The 20,516-nt window shown below is 70.5% G+C and carries 18 protein-coding genes and 1 tRNA gene; 11 read left to right on the top strand and 8 right to left on the bottom strand.

What is annotated here, in order from left to right; translation table 11 throughout:
* Positions 1-491 precede the first annotated feature (491 nt).
* Positions 492-692, top strand: coding sequence for an AlpA family transcriptional regulator (locus ACFWYS_RS32665; RefSeq protein ID WP_124442202.1), 201 nt, complete (start codon positions 492-494; stop codon positions 690-692).
* Entirely contained in the window at positions 689-2,125 is a 1,437-nt protein-coding gene (locus ACFWYS_RS32660; protein ID WP_384776564.1) for a tyrosine-type recombinase/integrase, read from the top strand. Before ACFWYS_RS32665 ends, ACFWYS_RS32660 begins: the two co-directional genes overlap by 4 nt.
* Before the next feature lie 45 nt (positions 2,126-2,170).
* Here ACFWYS_RS32660 and ACFWYS_RS32655 read toward each other — a convergent pair whose 3' ends face one another.
* From ACFWYS_RS32655 to ACFWYS_RS32645, 3 genes are all read right to left on the bottom strand, one after another.
* Positions 2,171-4,081 carry a TerD family protein gene (locus tag ACFWYS_RS32655; RefSeq protein WP_384776562.1) on the bottom strand — a complete coding sequence of 637 codons (1,911 nt, stop codon included), beginning with the start codon at positions 4,079-4,081 and terminating at the stop codon, positions 2,171-2,173.
* A 136-nt stretch (positions 4,082-4,217) separates the two neighbouring features.
* Complete coding sequence (locus tag ACFWYS_RS32650; RefSeq protein ID WP_384776560.1) at positions 4,218-5,327, bottom strand: hypothetical protein; 1,110 nt, start codon at positions 5,325-5,327, stop codon at positions 4,218-4,220.
* A 411-nt stretch (positions 5,328-5,738) separates the two neighbouring features.
* Positions 5,739-5,811: transfer RNA gene (locus tag ACFWYS_RS32645), tRNA-Arg, on the bottom strand.
* A gap of 321 nt (positions 5,812-6,132) precedes the next feature.
* On the opposite strand from ACFWYS_RS32645, the gene ACFWYS_RS32640 reads away from it, so the two are divergent.
* The 4 genes from ACFWYS_RS32640 (at position 6,133) to ACFWYS_RS32625 (ending at position 12,683) form a co-directional block, all read left to right on the top strand.
* Complete coding sequence (locus tag ACFWYS_RS32640) at positions 6,133-7,740, top strand: dynamin family protein (protein ID WP_384776558.1); 1,608 nt, start codon at positions 6,133-6,135, stop codon at positions 7,738-7,740.
* A gap of 3 nt (positions 7,741-7,743) precedes the next feature.
* Positions 7,744-9,960 carry a GTPase gene (locus ACFWYS_RS32635; RefSeq protein ID WP_384776556.1) on the top strand — a complete coding sequence of 739 codons (2,217 nt, stop codon included), beginning with the start codon at positions 7,744-7,746 and terminating at the stop codon, positions 9,958-9,960.
* 532 nt (positions 9,961-10,492) lie between these two features.
* Positions 10,493-10,957 (top strand): single-stranded DNA-binding protein, encoded by a 465-nt coding sequence (locus tag ACFWYS_RS32630; RefSeq protein ID WP_384776554.1) that lies wholly within the window; start codon positions 10,493-10,495, stop codon positions 10,955-10,957.
* A 307-nt stretch (positions 10,958-11,264) separates the two neighbouring features.
* Entirely contained in the window at positions 11,265-12,683 is a 1,419-nt protein-coding gene (locus ACFWYS_RS32625; protein ID WP_384776552.1) for a Cys-Gln thioester bond-forming surface protein, read from the top strand.
* A gap of 293 nt (positions 12,684-12,976) precedes the next feature.
* On the opposite strand, the gene ACFWYS_RS32620 is transcribed toward ACFWYS_RS32625, so the two are convergent.
* The 3 genes from ACFWYS_RS32620 to ACFWYS_RS32610 all read right to left on the bottom strand — a co-directional run bounded on the left by ACFWYS_RS32620 (position 12,977) and on the right by ACFWYS_RS32610 (position 14,927).
* Entirely contained in the window at positions 12,977-13,252 is a 276-nt protein-coding gene (locus ACFWYS_RS32620) for a hypothetical protein (protein ID WP_384776550.1), read from the bottom strand.
* Between the two features lie 143 nt (positions 13,253-13,395).
* Positions 13,396-13,986 carry a GNAT family N-acetyltransferase gene (locus tag ACFWYS_RS32615; protein WP_384776548.1) on the bottom strand — a complete coding sequence of 197 codons (591 nt, stop codon included), beginning with the start codon at positions 13,984-13,986 and terminating at the stop codon, positions 13,396-13,398.
* On the bottom strand, positions 13,983-14,927 hold the full coding sequence (locus tag ACFWYS_RS32610; RefSeq protein WP_384776546.1) for a MerR family transcriptional regulator: 945 nt from the start codon (positions 14,925-14,927) through the stop codon (positions 13,983-13,985). Before ACFWYS_RS32610 ends, ACFWYS_RS32615 begins: the two co-directional genes overlap by 4 nt.
* A 212-nt stretch (positions 14,928-15,139) precedes the next feature.
* Here ACFWYS_RS32610 and ACFWYS_RS32605 point away from each other — a divergent pair, with 212 nt between their 5' ends.
* The 4 genes from ACFWYS_RS32605 to ACFWYS_RS32590 all read left to right on the top strand — a co-directional run bounded on the left by ACFWYS_RS32605 (position 15,140) and on the right by ACFWYS_RS32590 (position 18,439).
* Positions 15,140-15,454 (top strand): hypothetical protein, encoded by a 315-nt coding sequence (locus tag ACFWYS_RS32605; protein WP_384776544.1) that lies wholly within the window; start codon positions 15,140-15,142, stop codon positions 15,452-15,454.
* Positions 15,455-15,659: 205 nt separating this feature from the next.
* A complete protein-coding gene (gene ettA, locus ACFWYS_RS32600; RefSeq protein WP_384776542.1) occupies positions 15,660-17,324 on the top strand; it encodes an energy-dependent translational throttle protein EttA in 1,665 nt (554 codons plus the stop codon).
* 6 nt (positions 17,325-17,330) lie between these two features.
* Entirely contained in the window at positions 17,331-17,774 is a 444-nt protein-coding gene (locus ACFWYS_RS32595) for an acyl-CoA thioesterase (RefSeq protein WP_384776540.1), read from the top strand.
* Positions 17,771-18,439 carry a hypothetical protein gene (locus tag ACFWYS_RS32590; protein ID WP_384776538.1) on the top strand — a complete coding sequence of 223 codons (669 nt, stop codon included), beginning with the start codon at positions 17,771-17,773 and terminating at the stop codon, positions 18,437-18,439. Before ACFWYS_RS32595 ends, ACFWYS_RS32590 begins: the two co-directional genes overlap by 4 nt.
* A gap of 56 nt (positions 18,440-18,495) precedes the next feature.
* On the opposite strand, the gene ACFWYS_RS32585 is transcribed toward ACFWYS_RS32590, so the two are convergent.
* Both ACFWYS_RS32585 and ACFWYS_RS32580 read right to left on the bottom strand, forming a co-directional pair.
* Positions 18,496-18,738: a hypothetical protein gene (locus tag ACFWYS_RS32585; RefSeq protein ID WP_384776536.1), complete on the bottom strand. Its 243-nt coding sequence runs from the start codon at positions 18,736-18,738 to the stop codon at positions 18,496-18,498.
* 125 nt (positions 18,739-18,863) lie between these two features.
* Positions 18,864-19,277, bottom strand: coding sequence for a globin (locus ACFWYS_RS32580; protein ID WP_384776534.1), 414 nt, complete (start codon positions 19,275-19,277; stop codon positions 18,864-18,866).
* A 160-nt stretch (positions 19,278-19,437) separates the two neighbouring features.
* Here ACFWYS_RS32580 and ACFWYS_RS32575 point away from each other — a divergent pair, with 160 nt between their 5' ends.
* On the top strand, positions 19,438-20,424 hold the full coding sequence (locus ACFWYS_RS32575) for a methyltransferase domain-containing protein (protein ID WP_384776532.1): 987 nt from the start codon (positions 19,438-19,440) through the stop codon (positions 20,422-20,424).
* The last annotated feature ends 92 nt before the right edge of the window (positions 20,425-20,516 follow it).

Raw genomic sequence — 20,516 nt, 5'->3', positions numbered from 1 at the left:
TCACCGTTGTCGTGGCGGTACGGGCATCAGGGGTGGGGAGTTGACCGGCCGGCGGCGCGTGGCGCACTGGTGGCCGCTCGCGCTTTCCGGGGGTGCCGTCAACACATAGCCACACCCGGGCCGCGCAAGTCCAGCCCTATCCCGCGACATCTCTCACGGCAGAAGGGGTGCCGAAAAAGAAGGCGGTAGAAGGCGGTCCCAAAACTTTAGGGCACGATCGCCGGTTGACGAAATAGTCGATTGATGTGCCGGTTTTCGGTACTTCTCGCCCCTGGGAAACCGCTTCGCGGCGAGCCGCGCGAGCGCAATATAGACGACGATCGCCGGTTAGCGAAACCGGCGATTCTATGGATAGTTGTGGTGCCAATCGAGGTGCTGACCCTGCCCACGGATCCACGCCGCTATCGACTGGCAACTCCACAGTCCGCCTGCTTTCGCACCAACCCGGCGCAAACGCAGGACAGCCCCGCCCCCTGCCCAAGGAACACCGCTTGACGTCTCCGCCCCGCCGCCCCACCGACAAGCTCACGGTCGACGAGTTCTGCGACGACCTCCGCATCTCCCGCTCCACCTTCTACGACTGGCGCAAAAAGGGCACAGCCCCGCGCTGCATACGCATCCCCAACGGCGCTTTGCGCATCCGCCGCAGTGACTACGAGAACTGGCTGACCGACTGCGAGGACCACGCTTGAGCAACCGGTCCTACAAGGTCCGCTTCTACGACACGGAGATCTACAGGGGAAAGCGCAAGACCAGCTACACCGTCCGGTGGTCCGTCAACGGAAGGCGTCACGGCCAGAGCTATGCCACGAGCGCGCTCGCCGAATCCTTCCGTGCAACGCTGCGCGTCGCCGCGAACAACGGCGAACCGTTCGACCTGGACACCGGCCTGCCGGTCTCACACGCCACGTCGGCCGCCGAGGTCACCAGCTATGAATTCGCCCTCCAGTACGTCGACATGAAGTGGCCGCGCATCTCGGCCAACAACCGCAAGAACACCGCCAAGGCCCTCACCAAGGTCACCCTCGCATTGCTCCGCACTGAACTCCCGGACCGCTTCGACCCGATCGACGTACGCCGGGCCCTGCGCGAGTACGCCTTCAACAAGCTCCGACGCGACGAAGCGCCGCCCGAAGTCCGCACTGTCCTGTCGTGGATAGCCCGCAACTCCCTGCCCATGACGGCCTGGGAGGACACCAAACGCGTCGACGCCGTCCTGCATGCGCTCGACACACTTCTGGACGGCAGCCCGGCCGCCGCCAGCTCCGTCAAGCGCGAGCAGCGGATCCTCAACGTGGCGATGAAGTACGCCGTCCGGCAGAAGATCCTCACCGCCAACCCGCTCCCGAAGGGCAAGGAGGAGGGTGCCGCCCCCAAGGTGGCCGAGGCCGTCGACAAGCGGTCGCTGCTCAACCCGGGTCAGGTCGCCCGCCTCCTGGCCTGGATCGCCGACCGTCCCCGCACCGGCCACCGCCTCCACGCCTTCTTCGCCACCCTGTACTACGCCGGTCTGCGGCCGGAGGAGGCCGTAGCCCTCCGCGTCAGCGCCGCCACATTGCCCGCCGAGGGCTGGGGCGAGCTGCTCGTCCACACCGCCGAGCCCGAGGTCGGCAGTCAGTGGACCGACGACGGTCGCGTCCACGAGACCCGCGACCTCAAGGGCCGCGCCGAGGGCGACACCCGCCCCGTCCCCGCCCACCCAGCACTCGTCGCTGTCCTCCGCGACCTGATCAAAACGGACGGCCTCCAGCCGGGCGACCTCTTCTTCCCCGGCGAGAAGGGCGGACTGCTGGCCGGATCGGTCTTCCGCCGCGCCTGGAACAAGGCCCGCAAGGCGGTCCTGCCAGAGCACGAATACGAGTCACCCGTGGGCAAGCGCGTCTACGACCTGCGCCACACCTGCCTGACCACCTGGCTCAACCACGGCATCCCACCCGCCCAGGTCGCCGAGTGGGCCGGCAACGGCGTCCCCGTCCTGCTCGCCACCTACGCCCGCTGCATCACGGGCCAGCTCGCCGAGCTACAGCAGCGCATCGAAGGCCCCCAGCGACTGCCCGCCGGGCCGGCCCCGAGCATGCCGGTGCCCAAGCCTGGATCCACCCCCGCGCCGCGTCGCCGGGCCTGACCCAGATCCAGGGGCCCCACGGACCTCCGCCTCCGGCACCGTCGTTCAGTCGGCGATGTCGACGCCGTATCCGCGTGCGAGGGCGTCGAGGCCGTGGTTGTAGCCCTGGCCGACGGCGCGTAGGCGCCACACCGGACCTCTGCGGTAGATCTCCGCGAGGAGCATGGTGCGTTCGGTGGTGGCGGCGTCCAGGGTGGCGCGGGCGAGTGGTGCGCCGCTGCTTCCGGGGGCGGCACCGATCTGGATCGCACCGACCGTCCCGAAGGTGGCGGCGCCGTCGATGGCGGCAGCGACGACGACCTTGCGCGTCGCGGGTGGCAGGGAGGTCAGGTTGAGGGCGATGGTCTGTTCGGCAGGGCCGCCGGTGAGCAGTCGCACGGTTCCGGCGGGGCTCTCGGGAGCGCCGTAGAAGATGAAGTCCTCGTCGAAGGTGACCTGTTCGTCCTCGTCGAGGAGGAAGGCGACGACGTCGATCTCGTAGTCGGTCTGCGGGGCCCAGCCGGCGGTGACGTACCACTCCGGCGAGGGTCTGCCGTGCGGCACGGGCAGGTCGATGACACCTCCTCTGGGCATCACGTGCGGCTCCTGAGGGCGGAGCGTCGCCGTGGCCGGGGCGGTGGCGGTCGGAGCGGTGAGCCAGTGGAGGTCGTGCACGGGGAGTTCGAGGGCGGTGATGCGGCTCATGCGCCGGTCGCTCTGCCCTCCCTCCAGGAGTACGACGTCGGTGACGCTGGCGGACAGGTTGATCGCCGCGGACCCGCCCAGTTCGACGATGCGGGTACGGGCCGCCGCGGCATCGGCATGGACACCACCGAGCACCAGCACGCGATGCCCGGCCAGAGGCTTGTCCGACGTGCCGACGGAGGGCACCGGTCGGCGTGGAGCGGGTACCCCCGGACCGGGGGCGGCCGTGGGGAGGGCTGCTGCTTCCGGGACGGGTGCGGCAGGTGGTGTGGCGGGCGCGGACTCCACGGGGCCGACGACTGGTTCTGCTTTCGGCTCGGCCACCGGGGCGCCGGCGACGGCCGTCGTCTCATGCGCTGTCCCCGGTCGTACGTCGGCCAGCAGCCGCAGGAAGGTGTGCTCGTCGATGACCGGTACGCCTTCGGCGACTGCGCGTCGGGCCTTTGCCGAACCGGACGCCGGTTCATTGGTGACCAGCACGCTGGTGTGCCGGCTGACGGAGGTCATCATGTTCAGCCCGGCGGCAACTGCCCGCCCTGCCAACTCCGCCCGGGCGTGGGCGGTCTCGCCGGTGATCGCGACCTTCATCCCCTGCTGGAGAGGCCCGCCGGGTGCCAGCCGTCCCGGATTGCGGTAGGCGCAGGGAGTCTTCAGCGGCTTCGGCGTGAACTGCGATTCCGCCCGGGGTGGGCAGGTCACGAGCGGTAAGGGCAGATCGAGCCGCGCTGCCTCGCGCAGTGACGCCCGCAGGATCCCGGCCAGCACACGGGTGTCGTCCAGCGCATCGTGCGCACGCTGTTGGGGGACGCCGTAGTGGGCGGCGAGGGTGCCGAGCTTCATGTCGTCCGTCGGCGGATCCACCTGGCGGTTCAGAGCCAGGGTGCACAGCCGCTGCGACACCGGCAGCCACATCCGCGCCCGGGCGAACTCGTAGGCCAGGAAGTCATAGTCGAACTGGGCGTTGTGGGCGACCAGCACCCGGTCCTGGAGCATGGCCCCGATCCGCCCGGCGACCTGGTCGAAGGTCGGCGCCCCCAGCAGCCGCTCGACGGTCAGCCCGTGTACCTCCACCGGTCCCGGATCGCACCCCGGATTGAGCAGCGTCGAGAACTCCCCGGTCTGCTCGCCGTCCGGACCGATCGTGATCACCGCGACGGAGAGCACGCGATCTCGCCGGGCCATGAGGCCCGACGTCTCCACATCGACCAAGGCCCAGTCGTGTGCGTATTCGCCCATCGCGGGCACATCGAAGGAAGTGGAGACGAGACTCATGACGGCAAGGATGATCGGATATCAAGCGCCCCTTCAACCCGTATGCCGATTTGCCATCGTTTGGAAGGCTGCAACGAGGCGGTCCTGCGACGTCGACCGCTGAACCGGCGGGTGGCGCTGTTCGATTGCCATACGGCTAGTAGAAGATGTCGGCCGCCGTTTCCTGCGTGAGGTTCTCGAGGATCGTGCGTATCCACGGGCTGCGAACGGCTGGTAGCCGGACCAAGGTGTGCTCGAAACTGCCCCGGTCGGCCCAGAACAGGTGGTTGGGGCGCGGCGGGAGCGGGTCGTCACGGAGCACGTCTTGGGGTATGCCGCCCGACGCGGGAACAGGCAGGTACGGCTCGGGGGAGACCAGCCACAGCCACACCCCCAGCGGCAGGGGCACCGGGTATGCCGATGCGGCCGGGCCGGCGGGGGTCCAGGTCTGACCCGTCTGGGGATGGACCGGTACGAGGAGGATGTCGACGCCCGCACTGGCGGAGGGTTCTCCCGGTCCAGCCAGGACGGCGTGCCGCGTTGGCGGGCCTGCGGGCAGCAAGACGTCGAGTGCGCGTTGGAACACGTCCGCGGTCAGACCGCCCGGGACCTTCACCGGCTGCCCCTTGGAGGCCACCAACAGGTGGGCGAGCGCCTGGCCGGCTGCCGCCTCCCATTGGGGACTCCACGACCAGTAGTGGCTCGACCCAGCCGGTCCGCCCCACGTGCCAATGGGCTCGAACGGGGGTGTGCTCTCCGCCTTCTCCACCAACTCCGCCCAGGAGAACGGCGCAGTGTGGAGACCGTCGACGAGGACGCGGTGCACCGCGTCCGAGCTGAGCCGCACTGCCTGCCACAGGGAGCAGTCGTCGACCCTGGTTGCCACGGGCAGGTCGCACGCCTCGCAGGCCATGTTGGGCCCCTCGGCCCCGTCGAGGCCGCAGCAGGAGCCGCCACGCATCTCGGGAATCAGGCGGGTTCCGCGGACGTCACCGGGAGCGATGACAATCGCCCCGGGCGTGCTGTCGGACAGGGCGTGGACCGGCGCGTAGATGCCGCGCGCCTCCGCCTCGCCCGGATCGATCTCGTCCCAGATCCGCCACGGCCCTCCCCACGGGTCCGGGTCCACGGCAAACGTCCCTGACTCCATGAGCACCGGGAGTTGGACCCCATTCCCGTACTTCTGACGGGCATGCGAGGGAAGGGAGACCTGGGACAACGGGACTGTCAACTCGGCACCGCAGCGCACACAAACGAAAACGAACAACGGCACCCTCCATAAGGGAAACAGCGGCATGGTCGCAGCTCGGAGGCGGCCCGCCAACGTGTTTTCATCCGTCGAGGCAACGGCACCTGTCACCGTCAGGGAGCCTCAACGCAGCGTGGGCGAGTGCCAGCCGCCGTCCATGACGGCCGCCGTCTGCGCGGCCGAGGGCGATGCTTGTGGCCGACCACAGACCGTGGCATTGGTGAGCGGTTCGACGGCAAGAGACCACACCGAAACTTCGGGAAGTTTTCGGGAAGAACACCCGCCGAGGGCCGGACGAAATCGTCCCCAGCCGGACACCAGCAGACTCTGCCCGAGGGCCCACCCGCACTCGCGAAGCTGCCCCGCCGAGCCCGATAAACGGCCTCTGACCAGCAAAAACGCCCTCCCGATGGGATGGCGGAGTATGGGCGCCCCCGGCAGGACTCGAACCTGCGGCCAAGCGCTTAGAAGGCGCCTGCTCTATCCACTGAGCTACGGGGGCCGGTTGTGGTGGCCTCGTTCGTGGTGCCCGGGTGTGGGCTGATCCGTGACGTTGCCGGGGACAAGGATAGGGCTCCCGCATCCGTGTCCCTGTTGCTTCGCCTCCGTGGCTCGATGTGGAGGTTCGGTGAAGCGGTCCTGATAATCGCAGGCAGGTACGAATCGTGCACCGCTTTTGGCCTCTCGCGCCCCGGGTGTTGTGCACTCGTTATGCCTGGACTGTGTCTCTGTCCCAGTCGCCCCTTCCGCCCCTTGTGTCCCGTCGGCGCGCAGACATGCTCATATGCTTCAGAATTCCCCTAAAATTGGGCATTCTTCGCATGTGGTGACCTTGGACGTACGGCCTCAGCTGCTCGACGCGATCTCCGCCCTGCGCGACTGTGTCGCCGCCGCACGCTTCCCGCTGCCCCTGGCGGGGGCCCCACGCGCGCGTGCCAACCGCGACGAACTCCTCGCGCAGCTCGACGACTATTTGGTGCCCCGCCTGAGAGAGCCCGAAGCACCCTTGCTGGCCGTGGTGGGCGGATCCACCGGGGCCGGGAAGTCGACGCTCGTCAACTCCCTCGTGGGCAGACGCGTGACCGAGGCCGGCGTACTGCGGCCGACGACGCGGACTCCCGTGCTGGTCTGCCATCCGGAGGACCATCACTGGTTCAGCGGGATGCGCGTACTGCCCGACCTCACACGCGTGTGGGTCCCCGAACACGATCCCGCCGACGAACTGATGCTGCCCGGCGAGGATCCCCTGCGCGTGCTCCGACTGGAGACCGCCGACACACTGCCCCCCGGAATCGCCCTCCTCGACGCGCCCGACATCGACTCCCTGCTCGCCGACAACCGCGCCCTCGCCGCCCAACTGATCTGTGCGGCCGACATCTGGGTGATGGTCACGACGGCCGCCCGGTACGCCGACGCCGTCCCCTGGCACCTGCTGCGCACCGCCAAGGAGTACGACGCCACCCTCGTGACCGTCCTGGACCGGGTTCCCCACCAGGTCGTCTCCGAGGTGTCGCGGCAGTATGGCGCACTCCTCACCAAGGCCGGCCTCGGCGAGGTACCCCGCTTCACCGTGCCCGAACTGCCCGAGTCGGCCTGGGGCGGCGGGCTGCTCCCGGCGACGGCCGTCGCACAGCTGCGCAACTGGCTCGTCCACCAGGCCCAGGACCCGGTGGCACGCGAGCACGTCATGGCCCGTACGGCCAACGGGCTTCTCGACTCCCTCAAGGCCCGCATGCCCGAACTCGCCGCCGCGGCCTCCTCCCAGTACGCCGCCGCGCTGCGGCTCACCGCCGCCGTGGACTCGGCGTACGACACCGAGTACGCGCGCGTGCGCAGCCGTCTGCAGTCCGGCGCCGTGCTCGCCGGCGACGCCCTGAAGCGCTGGCGCGCCTTCCCGCTCGACTGCACCGCCGGAGAGCTGCTCGACTCGCTGGTGGAGAGCCTGAGCACCCTCCTGCTGTGCTCCGTCACCGCGGCCGACGAACGCGTCGACGACGTCTGGCGACGCGAACCGGCCGCCGAGGCACCCGAGCTGACGGGCCGGGACCTGAAGCCCGAGAGCGTCGAACACCGCATCGGTATGGCCGTACGGCGATGGCGGCGCGAGCTGGAGGAGTACGCCGAGGACGAGGTGAACGACGTCGAACGCGGCGTCGTCCAGGATCCCGAGGTCGTCGCCGCCCTCGTCGCCACGGCGCTGCTCGGCGCCCGCCGGGCACGGTCCGCGGGGGAGGGGCTCGCCGAGCGGATCGGGGCGCACGGGGCGCTGCGGCTGCGCGACCGGGCCGGGCGGCTGCTCGCCGAGCATCTGGACCGGGTCATGCACAACGAACGCGAGCGTCGGCTCGCCCCGCTGGACGGCCTGGAGGTCCATCCGGACCCCCAGGCAGAACTCATCGCCGCGCTGTCCGTACTGCAGAAGGAGAGGTGACCGGTGACTGCCGTCACTGACCAGGACCAAGCGGAGCAGGGCCGGACGCAACACCCCGATCGCCCGGAGGACAGCGTCACCACGAACGAGGACACCGCTCCCCGGACCGACGAGCACGAGGACGACGCCGTGGAGGCCCCCTTGGAGGGCGCTTCCGAGGGTTCCGACGGTGAGGACTCCGTCGCGGCCGACGCGAGGGAGTCCGGCGAGGGCGACGAGAGGGAGTCCGGCGAGGGCGACGGCTCCGCGGCGGTCGAGGAGCCGGAGAAGCGCAAGCTCTGGCGGAAACGGGGCAGGCGGGACGAGCCGCCGACCGACGGCCACGCGCGTGTGGAGGACGGTGACCGCCACGCGCGTGTGCGCAGCGGTGAAGGCCGCGGCTCCGCCGGTGCCAAGGACGGGGGCGCGTCCCGTCGTACGGCGGCCTCGGCCCGTAAGGAGGCACCTGTGCGCAAGGAGACGCGTCCGCGTAAGGACCCGGAGTCCCGCGCGGACACCGCCTCCGACGCGGAATCCTCGACCCCCTGGGACGACGGGCTGATCGCACGGCGCGTGAACGAGGGCGCCGGCACGGAGCAGCCCGTCGTGGAGAAGCGGGCCTCCACGCAGCAGCACCATGTGACACCGCTCGCCTACGACGGACCGCTGCGGTCCCGGCTCGACGCGCTGCGTGAGCTGGTCGGGCTCTCGCGCCCCCGGCTCGACAGCAAGACGCTCGCCGAGGCGGGCAAGGTGCTGGACGAGGCGGCGTCGCGGCGCAGGCTCTCCGGGCAGCACACGGTCGTCGCCATCGCCGGCGCCACCGGCAGCGGCAAGTCGCAGCTGTTCAACGCGCTCGCCGGGGTGACCATCTCGGAGACGGGCGTACGACGGCCGACGACGGCCTCGCCCCTGGTGTGCAGCTGGAGCGACGGCGCGGTCGGCCTGATCGACCGGCTCGGCATCCCGCCCCGCCTGCGGCGGCGTCCGGCGCAGAGCGCGGCCTCGGACGGGCAGCTGCGGGGGCTCGTCCTGGTCGACCTGCCCGACCACGACTCGGCGGCCGTGGCCCACCGTGAGCAGGTCGACCGGGTGCTGGCGCTGGTCGACGCGATCATCTGGGTCGTCGACCCGGAGAAGTACGCCGACGCGGTCCTGCACGAACGCTATCTGCGGCCCATGGCGGGCCACGCCGAGATCATGTTCGTCGTCCTCAACCAGACCGACCGGCTGCCCGGCGAGGCCACCGACCAGGTCCTGGACGATCTGCGGCGACTGCTCGACGAGGACGGAATCGCCCTGGGTGAGCACGGCGAACCGGGCGCGACGGTGCTCGCGCTGTCCGCGCTCACCGGGGACGGCGTCGGTGATCTGCGTGAGGCGCTCGGCCAGTTCGTGGCGCAGCGCGGGGCCGCGGCCCGCAGGATCTCGGCCGATGTGGAGGCCGCCGGGTGGCGGTTGCGGCCCGTGTACGCCGCGCGTCGGCGGACCGGGCTCAGCGAGGAGGACCGGGACGACTTCTCCGCCCGGCTCGCGGACGCCATCGGTGCCACCGCCGCGGGTGAGGCCGCCGAGCGGGCGTGGCTGCGCAACGCCAACCGCGCGTGCGGGACGCCGTGGCTGCGGCTGTGGCGCTGGTACCAGGACCGGGGCGAACCCCCGACGGGACGGCTGTCCCTGCGCGCCCAGACGGACATGGAGTCCACCGCGCGCCAGCGCGTCGAGCAGGCGGTGCGGACGGTGGCCGAGCAGGCCTCGGCCGGGCTCCCGGCGCCCTGGGCGCAGGCGGTGCGCGAGGCGGCCGTAAAGGGCGCCCAGGGGCTCTCCGAGGCGCTCGACGAGCTGGCCGCGCGGGCCGGCCTGCCGCCGGGGCGGCCACCGCGGCCGGGCTGGTGGCCGGCGGCCGTCCTGGCGCAGGCCGCCATGACGGTCCTTCAGGTCATCGGCGGGCTGTGGCTGGTGGCGCAGATCATCGGGGTCATGGCGCCGAACCTGGGCGTACCGGTGCTGCTCATGGTGGCCGGCATCGTCGGCGGTCCACTCGTCGAGTGGGGCTGCCGGATCGCGGCACGAGGACCGGCCCGGCGCTACGGCATGGACGCGGAACGGCGATTGCGGGAGGCAGCGGCCGGGTGTGGACGGGCCCGGGTACTGGATCCCGTGGCGGCCGAGCTGCTGCGCTATCGGGAGGTTCGCGAGCAGTACGGGCGGGTGATGGGGGTTGGGGGCAAGGTGAGGTGATCAGGCGGCCGGGGGGCGGTTTTTGACGGGGCGTTTGGGGCGACGGCGTGCAGGTGCCCTGGGTGGTGCGGCGTCCTGGGGCGGCGAGGAGGGTTCCGGGGCTGCCGGGTTCCGGGGCTGCCGGGTTCTGGGGCCGCGGGAGTGCTGGGACGGTTCGGGTCCTGGGACGGTCGGGGTTCTGGGACGGCGTGGGGGGCTTGGCCTGGTGGGGGTTCTGGTGCGGCTGGTCCCCGGGGCGGTGCCTGTGGGATCGCTCGTTCGGGTGGCGGAGATATCCCCAGGTGGGCGGTGGTCCACAGGGCTCAGCGGGATCGGGCCGGCGGAGGCAGTCTGGCTGCGCGGCGATCGCGACGGACGCGGTCGATCGCGGTGACGGCGGTGCACCGGCGCGGATCGGGGCGTACCCAGGACCAACGGGGGACGTCCGCGGGTGGGCCGGGGCGCGCGGCCGTCATGTCGGACGCAGCCGTACGGGACGGGCCCGTACGCGTATCCGCCCGGCCGGAGCGGCCGGGTGAGGGAGGGGTTCGAGATGAACGAGACGACCATCTGTGCGGTGGGCAACGTCGCCACACAGCCGGTGTACCGGGAATTCACGACGGGACCGTCCGCACGCTTCCGGCTGGCGGTGACCTCGCGCTATCTGGACCGGGGGAAGAACGAGTGGACCGACGGGCACACCAACTTCTTCACGGTGTGGGCCAATCGGCAGCTCGCGACGAACGCCGCCGGGTCGCTGAACGTGGGCGATCCCGTCGTGGTGCACGGCAGGCTGAAGGTGCGTTCGGACGTCCGCGAGGGGCAGAACTGGACCTCGGCCGACATCGACGCGGTGGCGATCGGCCACGACCTCGCCCGCGGCACCACGGCGTTCCGGCGCACCCCACGGCCGGAGGCGGGAGCCACCGCGGCACCGGACCGGCCCGAGCCGGACTGGGAGACACCGCCGTCGGGCGAAGGCTCCCAACAGGCCCCGGAACCAGTGGCAGTGACGTGACGTCAGTCACTCTCTGGCATTGGCTCCCGAGCTGGCTCCCGAGCTGATTCCGGAGCGTCTCCTGGGCTGACCGAAGTGCGGCTTATCGGCGAATGCGTTCCGAACTACCCCGGTGGATTTGTCGATAAGCCCTGCTCGCAGAGGATCTTGGCGATAACGATTCCGAGAAGGATCGGCCCTCTGCCGGGATCACGGGGAAGCGTGGTGCGCCGCGTCCTTAGGATGCCGGGCATAGCTCATGGGGTTTGTGATGCTGCTGGTGGGACCTTCCCCCCACGTCAACGGGTCCTGCTCGAAGGGGAATTCTGTGTTTGCTGCGTTCGCTGCGCTGTCGGTGCGAGGGCGAGGGATGGCCCGCCTCGCCGCCTCGACCCTGGTGTCCGGGCTCGTCGCCGCCTCGGTGATGGCCGGCGCCGGCCCGGCCGCAGCCGACGGCACGGCACCGAGCCAGGGCGGGGCGACCGCCACCATAGGTGGCCTCAAGACATACGGCGCGGCCGTCGTCCATGCCGACTCCGGGGACCAGCAGATCTCGGCGGGCCTGTTCGAGATGTCCGTCGACGGTGGCGGCACGCTGCAGACGTACTGCGTCGACATCCACAACCCCACCCAGCGCGACGCCAAGTACCACGAGACGCCCTGGAGCGGCACGTCGCTGGGCGCCAACAAGAACGCCGGCAAGATCCGCTGGATCCTGCAGAACTCCTACCCGCAGGTGAACGACCTCGCGGCACTCGCCGGCAAGGCGGGCGTCAAGGGCGGCCTCACCGAGCAGGACGCCGCGGCCGGTACGCAGGTGGCCATCTGGCGCTACTCGGACGGCGTGGCCGTCGACGCCCTCGACCCGCAGGCCGACCAACTCGCGGACTATCTGGAGAAGAGCGCGCGAGGCGTGGCGGAACCCCGGGCGTCGCTGACGCTCGACCCGCCCGCGGTCTCCGGTCACCCCGGTGAGCGGCTCGGCCCGGTGACGGTCCACACCGGCGCGGAGAGCGTGACGGTGACACCGCCGGCGGACGCGGCCACCAGCGGGGTGCGGATCGTGGACAAGGGCGGCAAGCGCGTCACGTCCGCCGCGGACGGCGGTCAGGTGTACTTCGAGGTGCCCGAGAAGGCCGCGGACGGCCAGGCCGAGCTGACGGTGCAGGCCTCGACGACCGTGCCGGTGGGGCGTGCCTTCGCCGCCGAGAGCCGTAGCCAGACGCAGATCCTGGCCGGCTCCAGCGAGTCGACCGTCTCGGCGACGGCGAGCGCGACCTGGGCCAAGACCGGTGCGATACCGGCACTGTCCGCGGTGGAGAACTGCGACAAGGGCGGCGTCGACATCACCGCGGCCAACGAGGGCGACGCGCCGTTCACCTTCGATCTGCTCGGCATCGAGTACACCATCCCGGCGGGCGAGTCGCGGACGGTGACGGTCCCGCTGCAGGAGGACCAGGCCTACGACTTCACCATCCAGGGCGCGGCCGGCTTCAAGAAGCGGTTCACCGGAGTGCTGGACTGCATGACGCAGGCGTCGGAGGCCGACGCGGCGGGCCCCACCACCCAGACCCTCAGCGAGCCCAGCCCCGCCACGGTCGGAACGGCGTCGGACGACACCAACCTCGCCGCGACCGGTGGCTCCGACATGACGCCCCTGATCACCGGCCTCGCCATCGGCCTGGTCCTGATCGGCGGCGCGGCCCTGGTCCTCGTGCGCAAGAAGGAAGCGCCGACACAGGACTGAGGGCCGAGGGGCTGAGAACTGCGTACCGGCGACTGCGTGCCGAGGACTGAGTACCGCGGACTGAGTACCGCGGACTGAGTACTGAGAACTGAGCGTCTGACGGGTCGCGGACGCCGGTCAGGGGCCTGACCCGCTTTCGTGGGTCAGGCCCCTGACGTCAGACACCGGTGCGTCGCATCGGCGGGACCCTGAGGCCGCTGCCACGGCCCGTACTCCACCGGTGGGTCCTGCCGTGGAGCACCGGTCCGCACCCGGCAGCCCTGTGTGGCGAGCGGCTGCCGATGAGATGCGGGCTAGAAGGCCCCGTTGTTGCAGCCCATCGACGAGCCGATGTGGGAGTCCTGGCCACCCGAGTTGCCCTCGCCGTTGAGCGCGTTGCCGAGCAGGCCGTTGAGCACGCCGACCTGGCCGAGGACATCGACGTTCAGGTCGTGCGACTTGCAGTTGGAGCTCTGCAGGACCGAGCTGCCGTGCCCGTCCATGCCCTGGGCGGTGGCCGTGCCAGTGGTCAGGAGGCCGACGCTGCCAAGGGCGGCGACCAGGACGGAAGCCTTACGAAGCTTGTGCATGCCATCTCCGGTGAGGTGAGGTGTGTTCGATCCGTGGCGAATCGACTCCGTACAGTCACACGAGAGGTAATATGAAAAGTAATGAAATGTCCCATAGGCGCGCCGCGAGTCGCCGTCAGTGCGACTAGGTGCACCCGGCTGGGTCAGTGACCGCGGGTCCGTACGTGCACATGGCCGGCGAGCGGGTAGGCGGGCGGCGCCGCGGGCAGGAGCGTGGCCAGGGGGTACCGGCACTTCTGTGCGACACGACATGACGCCGTGTTGTCGATCTGGTGCAGGAGTTCGAGGCGCGTCAGTGTGACATGGAGGAGAGCCGCGTCATCGGGGAAAGTGGTGAGGGCCCAGTCGGTCAGCGCCTGCAGTGCTCGGGGCGCGACGCCGCGACCGCGCGCCTGTGCCGCGGTCCAGTAGCCGACCTCGGCGGACGAAGCGCCGGGTGTGACGTTCTTCAGGACCACATGCCCCGTCAACTGGCCGCCGGTGCCGCAGATTTCGGGCTCGACGACGGCGAATCCGAAGCGATGCCCCGTCTCCCATCCCTGTTGCTGCTCCTGAATCGACCGCACGGCGTCGGCTTCGTCGTGCACGGCTGAGCTCGTCCATCGGCTCAGTGCGTCATCCCGGGCGTCATGCCGGCGGAGCTCGACCAGGGCGGGAGCGTCCGCGGGCTGCCAGGGGCGCAGCACGAGAGCCGGGGCGGATGGGGTGGCGGCTGCCTCCAGCTGTCGGGTCACCGGGCCGACCGTATCCGCAGAGCTGTGACGGACCAGTCGATCACCGGGGCGAGGCGTTCCGGTGGTGGCCAGTCGTTGATCAACGCGAGCAGCCGGAGGTAGTGGTCCCTGCGCGGATCGCTCGCGGCTTCCAGGCGGTGCAGCAGCCACTGGTGCGGCTCGGCGTCGTCGGGGCGGTCGGGGGCGAGCGCGCAGTGGGCGGTGAGGGCCGCGACGACGGGATCGGCCTCGGGTGACTCCGGGCTGATGCCGTCGGCCAGGGCCGGTCCCGCGAGGTCCCGGACTACGGCGACGATGTCCGGTCGCGGTGGCGTGGGTGCACCGTCGGGCAGCCCGGCCGCATGCTCCTCGGTCAGGCGCCGCACACTGGCGCGGAAATCCGGGTCCAGGGACAGCTCGGCCAGCTCCACCCACGCCCTGACCTGCTCGTCCGTGGGGCTGTCGGGGAGCTCGGGCGTCATGGAACGCCGGGCCGCGGCGTGCTGCGGGCCCCCGCCGCGGTGGAGGCCCTCGAAGACGGCGTCGAGGAAGCCGTCGATCAGGCGTCGGCGTTCGGCCGCGGACAGTGTGGCCAGCTGGTGCATGAGTTCCATCTCCTCCTGGGTGGGCTCTCGCTCGGCGGCGACCGACAGCACCGCCCGCCGCAGACGCAGGACGCCGATCTGCACGTCCAGCGCGGCGGCGTGCTCCGCGGCGACCTCGCCGAGGCTGAGCTCCTGATCCACGACCCGCCGGATCATGTCGAGGCCGAGTCCCAGTTCCCGCAGCGTCCGCACGAGGGCGAGGCGAGCCACGGCATCCGGGGCGTAGCGCCGGTAACCGGCGTCGGTGCGGTCGGCGGGCACCACGATGCCCCGATCGGAATAGAACCGGATCGTCTTGACCGCCAGCCCGGTGCGCCGGGCCAGCTCACCAATCGAGTAGAGGGTGTCGCCGTCCATGAGCCCACCTTCCGGTCTCCCCCTGCGGGAGACTCAAGTGTGCGCTCCGGCCAACGGCGAAACCGCAGGTCAGTCCTCTTCGGTTAGGCCCACCAGGGTCGCCCCACCACTAGTACGTGTCGTTGTTGGTCCCGTAGTCACGCCTGGTGGACCATCGCCAGATCTGCCGGCGGCGTAGCTCCACGGGTCGCTCACTGCGGCATGATCTGTCGATGGACGAGTACGCGTGGCCCACGGGCCCGGATCTGCCGGACGCGGACGTGGTTCTCGGGAGCTGGGCGGCGACCGTCGCAGCTCTCCCGGTGGGAACCCACGTCACTGGAGAGGTCATCGGCCGCCAGCCCTTTGGCGTCTTCATACGTATAGACGGCCTGCCCGACGTCGTGGCGCTGGCCGAGATCACGGCCATGCCGGCAGGGATGGAGCTGCCCGCTCTCGGTGCCACCGTCGAGGGGGAGGTCTTCTGGCACGCCCACAACCGTCAGGTGAGGGTCCGGCTGGACGAGTGGCGGACGTCTGCCGAGTGATCGTTTCCTGGACCGTCCCTGGGCGGTGCGAGGGCGCCCGAGGCGGACCGCCGGCGACCGGCATGGACAGCCGAGCCGGCGCCGCCAACAGGGAAGGCCCAGGTCAGGGCCGCCCAGTCATACGCGTTTCCCCCCAGGGGTAGCCGTCGGGCAAGATGGGGTGTATCTGCCCACTGCCTGATTTCAAGCTGCCGGACGGTTTCTCTTGGCTGAGTACATCTACACCATGCGCAAGACGCGCAAGGCAATCGGCGACAAGGTCATCCTTGACGACGTCTCGCTGAACTTCCTGCCCGGCGCGAAGATCGGTGTGGTCGGCCCGAACGGTGCCGGTAAGTCGACCATCCTGAAGATCATGGCAGGGCTGGAGCAGCCGTCGAACGGCGATGCCTTCCTGTCGCCGGGGTACACCGTCGGCATCCTGATGCAGGAGCCCAAGCTCAACGAGGACAAGACCGTCCTGGAGAACGTCCAGGAGGGCGTCTCCGAGGTCAAGGGCAAGCTCGACCGGTTCAACGAGATCGCCGAGCTGATGGCCACCGACTACTCCGACGCGCTGCTCGAAGAGATGGGCAAGCTCCAGGAGGACCTCGACCACTCCAACGCCTGGGACCTCGACGCCCAGCTTGAGCAGGCCATGGACGCGCTCGGGTGCCCGCCCGGCGACTGGCCCGTCGTCAACCTCTCCGGCGGTGAGAAGCGCCGCGTCGCGCTGTGCAAGCTGCTGCTGGAGGCCCCCGACCTGCTGCTTCTCGACGAGCCCACCAACCACCTCGACGCCGAGTCGGTGAACTGGCTGGAGCAGCACCTCGCCAAGTACGAGGGCACCATCGTGGCCGTGACCCACGACCGGTACTTCCTGGACAACGTCGCCGGCTGGATCTGCGAGGTCGACCGCGGCCGTCTGCACGGCTATGAGGGCAACTACTCCAAGTACCTGGAGACCAAGCAGACCCGTCTCAAGGTCGAGGGCGCGAAGGACGCCAAGCGCGCCAAGCGGCTCAAGGAAGAGCTTGAGTGGGTTCGGTCCAACGCCAAGGGGCGGCAGGCCAAGTCCAAGGCACGTCTGGCTCGCTACGAGGAGATGGCGGCCGAGGCCGACAAGATGCGGAAGCTGGACTTCGAGGAGATCCAGATCCCGCCGGGCCCGCGGCTCGGCAGCATCGTCGTCGAGGTCACCAACCTCACCAAGGGCTTCGGCGACAAGGTCCTCATCGACGACCTCAGCTTCACCCTGCCGCGCAACGGCATCGTGGGCGTCATCGGCCCCAACGGCGCCGGCAAGACCACCCTCTTCAAGATGATCCAGGGTCTGGAGAACCCGGACTCCGGCGACATCAAGGTCGGCGAGACCGTCAAGATCTCCTACGTCGACCAGAGCCGCGCGAACATCGACCCGAAGAAGACCCTGTGGGCCGTCGTGAGTGACGAGCTCGACTACATCAATGTCGGACAGGTCGAGATGCCCTCCCGGGCCTACGTCTCCGCCTTCGGCTTCAAGGGCCCCGACCAGCAGAAGCCGGCCGGCGTCCTCTCCGGCGGTGAGCGCAACCGCCTCAACCTGGCGCTCACCCTCAAGCAGGGCGGCAACCTGCTGCTCCTCGACGAGCCGACGAACGACCTCGACGTCGAGACGCTCTCCTCCCTGGAGAACGCGCTGCTGGAGTTCCCGGGCGCGGCCGTGGTCATCTCCCACGACCGTTGGTTCCTGGACCGGGTGGCCACGCACATCCTCGCCTACGAGGGTGACTCCAAGTGGTTCTGGTTCGAGGGCAACTTCGAGTCGTACGAGAAGAACAAGATCGAGCGCCTCGGTCCGGACGCAGCCCGTCCGCACCGCGCCACCTACAAGAAGCTGACCCGGGGCTGATCGGTCTTGCGCCACATCTACCGCTGCCCCCTGCGCTGGTCCGACATGGACGCGTACGGGCATGTCAACAACGCGGTCTTCGTCCGCTACCTGGAGGAAGCCCGTATCGACTTCCTGTTCCGTCCGGAGAAGGACTTCCGGCAGGGGTCGGTGGTGGCGCGGCACGAGATCGACTACAAGCGGCAGCTCGTCCACCGGCACGCGCCCGTGGACATAGAGCTGTGGATCACCGAGATCAGGGCCGCGTCCTTCACCATCACCTGCGAGGTGAAGGACGACGACGTCGTCTACGTCCGGGCCTCGACGGTGGTCGTCCCCTTCGACTTCGAGGCTGAGCGGCCGCGCCGCATCACCGCGGAGGAGAAGGAGTTCCTCAGCGAGTACATGGACATGGACGACGAACCCGGGAAATCCGGCGGGACCGAAGAGGAGGAGGCCGTCGCCGCATGACGGTGCTCCACCTCGCCGACGAGGGGGAGGCGGCGGATCTCGCGGCCTTCCTCTCCCGGCTGCTCCACTACGACCGCGGAGCCGCGGTGCGTCTGCAGGCGGCCGGCACCGCGCTCGCCGTCTTCGGCCGGCCGCCGTCCTTCGAGGTGCTGGCCATCCGTGCCGTACGGCTGGCGAAGCCGTACGAGAACGGGCTCGACGTCACGCTGGACGTGACCGTCTCCGCGGGCGAGCTGCTGGAGTCCGTCGACGAGTCGGCGGCCACCGCCGTCGTGCCGGACGCCGTGACCGGGCCGCCGTGGGCCGGGGTGCTCCCGCCGCGCGGCGGCTGGCGACCGGTGCCGGGGCTGCCCGCGCCCGACGCCCTGCGGGCGATGGTCGGTGCGGGGGTCGCCGAATTCCGGTCCCGTACCCAGGAGTTGGCGGAAGAGCGGCGTACCCGGGCCGAACTCGACCGGATCGGGCGGGAGATCTGGTCCCGGACCGTCGGGGACACCCATCTGCCGGTGCGGGCCGTGCACGCGGCCCAGTCGCTGGGATTCCTGCGCTCCACCGGGGAGTTGGCACTGCTCTCGTCCGGCGCGTGGCTACGGCTGCGCACGCCGTACGGGTCGATCGCCGTACGGCGTGCGGGACTCGGCGCGCTCGACGTCAGCGTCCGCTGACGCCCAGTCCGCCCGCAGGTCCGGTCGGCGTCACACCAGCGGCCGGAGCGCGGACCTCAGGCCGAAGCCGATGACACCCATCGTGGTCGTCGCGCTGGAGCAGCGGGAGTGAGGATGCCCGCCGTGGTGATCAGGGTGACGGTCGTGGAGCCCATGACGTTCGCGATGTGCGTGCGGTCCCGGCCGCGGCGGGCGCCCAGGAGGCAGGCGCACAGGGCGACGTCGATGAGCAGGGCGACCATCGGGGCGCCGGTCGCCGAGCGGCCGGTGGGCTCCTCGCCGTAGACCTCCGCGGGCACGGCAGGGCCCGGCGGGCGGGAAGCGGGTACGGCGGGTGCCGGAGCCACCGCACAGGGTGAGTGGCCGGCTGTGGCGGGTACCTCGGATAGCTGCGCCACCATTCCGTTCGGTCAGCGGTTAGCCCTCAGCCCGCCGTGTTCACCATCGACGCCGCCGCGTACGTCAGGTAGTTCCACAGCGTCCGCTCGTGCTCCTCGGAGAGGCCGAGCTCGTCCACGGCGACCCGCATGTGTTTCAGCCAGGCGTCGTGCGCCGCGCGGTCGACGGTGAAGGGGGCGTGGCGCATACGCAGACGGGGGTGGCCGCGGTTCTCGCTGTACGTGGTCGGGCCGCCCCAGTACTGGATCAGGAAGAAGGTCAGCCGCTCCTCGGCCGGGCCCAGGTCCTCCTCGGGGTACATGGGCCGCAGCAGCGGGTCCTCGGCGACACCCTCGTAGAAACGGTGGACGAGGCGGCGGAAGGTCTCCTCCCCGCCGACCTGCTCGTAGAAGGTCTGCTCCTGAAGCGTGCCGCGCCGAATCTCATTCACGCCCTCCATGCTCTCAGACGCGGAGACCGAGGACTCCAGGCTTAGGACCAGCCGACCAGCCGACCCGGCCGCTCGGCCCTCGCTCAGGGGCGGTCCGCCTTGAGCCACGCATTCCGGATAGTCCGGCGGGGCGCTCGCCTCCTACCGGCTCCCGCAGGACAGTGGACGTATGAGCGCGCACGCTGTCGACAGGGATCTGGAGGACCTCGCCGCCTCGGCGCGGGCCGCGCTGGTGCGCGAGATCGACCGGAGCGGGGCGTGGGACGACGACCCCGTGTGGCGGGATGCCTTCGCCGCCGTGCCGCGGCATCTGTTCGTGCCGTACTACTACGTCGGCGTCGCCGGCGGCTACGAGCGGCGCTGGGGCCAGAACCCCGAACCGGGAGCGCGCGAGCGCTGGGTGCGCGGGGCGTACGCCGACACCCCGCTGGCCACCCGGCTGCGCGACGGCGATCTGGTCTCCTCCAGCAGCCAGCCGTCCCTGATGGCGATGATGCTGGTCGCGCTGGAGGTGAAGGACGGCAACCGGGTCCTGGAGATCGGCGCGGGAACCGGCTACAACGCCGCCCTGCTCGCCCACCGGCTCGGTGACGACGGCCTCGTCACCACCGTCGACCTGGAGCCGGAGATCACCGAGTCGGCGCGGCAGCACCTGGCCGCCGCCGGATACCACCCCGCCGTCGTCACCGGCGACGGCGCACGCGGCGTACCCGAACGCGCCCCCTTCGACCGGGTCATCGCCACCTGCACGCTGCCGTCGATCCCGCGCGCCTGGCTCACCCAGTGCCGTCCCGGCGCCCGCATCCTGACCCCGCTCGCCACCGGCCTGGTCGCCCTCGCCGTACGGGACGCCGGGCACGCCGAAGGGAGCTTCCTGCACACGCCCGCCTACTTCGTGCCGCTGCGCGGCGGTACCCGCGCCGAGCCGGGGGCCGCCCATCTGGGCGGGCTGCCGCGCCGGGCCCGCGACCACGAACTGTTCCGCTTCCTGCTCGCCCTGACCCGCGGCAGCCTCGACCCGCAGGAGGCGTACGCCCTGTGGGAGCGTGAGGGGCAGCCGCAGCGGGAGCGGTACGGGATCACGGTGAGCGGCGAGCACGAGTGGGCCTGGCTGGACGACCCCGAGGGGCCGTACGCCTGGGCGCTGCCCGGCTGACGCAAGGGGGACCTCGAACGCCGGGAGGGGGGGGGTGGGGTGGTGGGGAGACTCGGAGCGCCTAGACCAGGCGCGCGCTCTGAGTGTGCGGG

Origin of the sequence: Streptomyces sp. NPDC059010 (genome assembly GCF_042740355.1) — a bacterium.
Taxonomy (GTDB): Bacteria; Actinomycetota; Actinomycetes; order Streptomycetales; family Streptomycetaceae; genus Streptomyces.
This window is presented reverse-complemented; position numbering and strand designations above follow the sequence as displayed.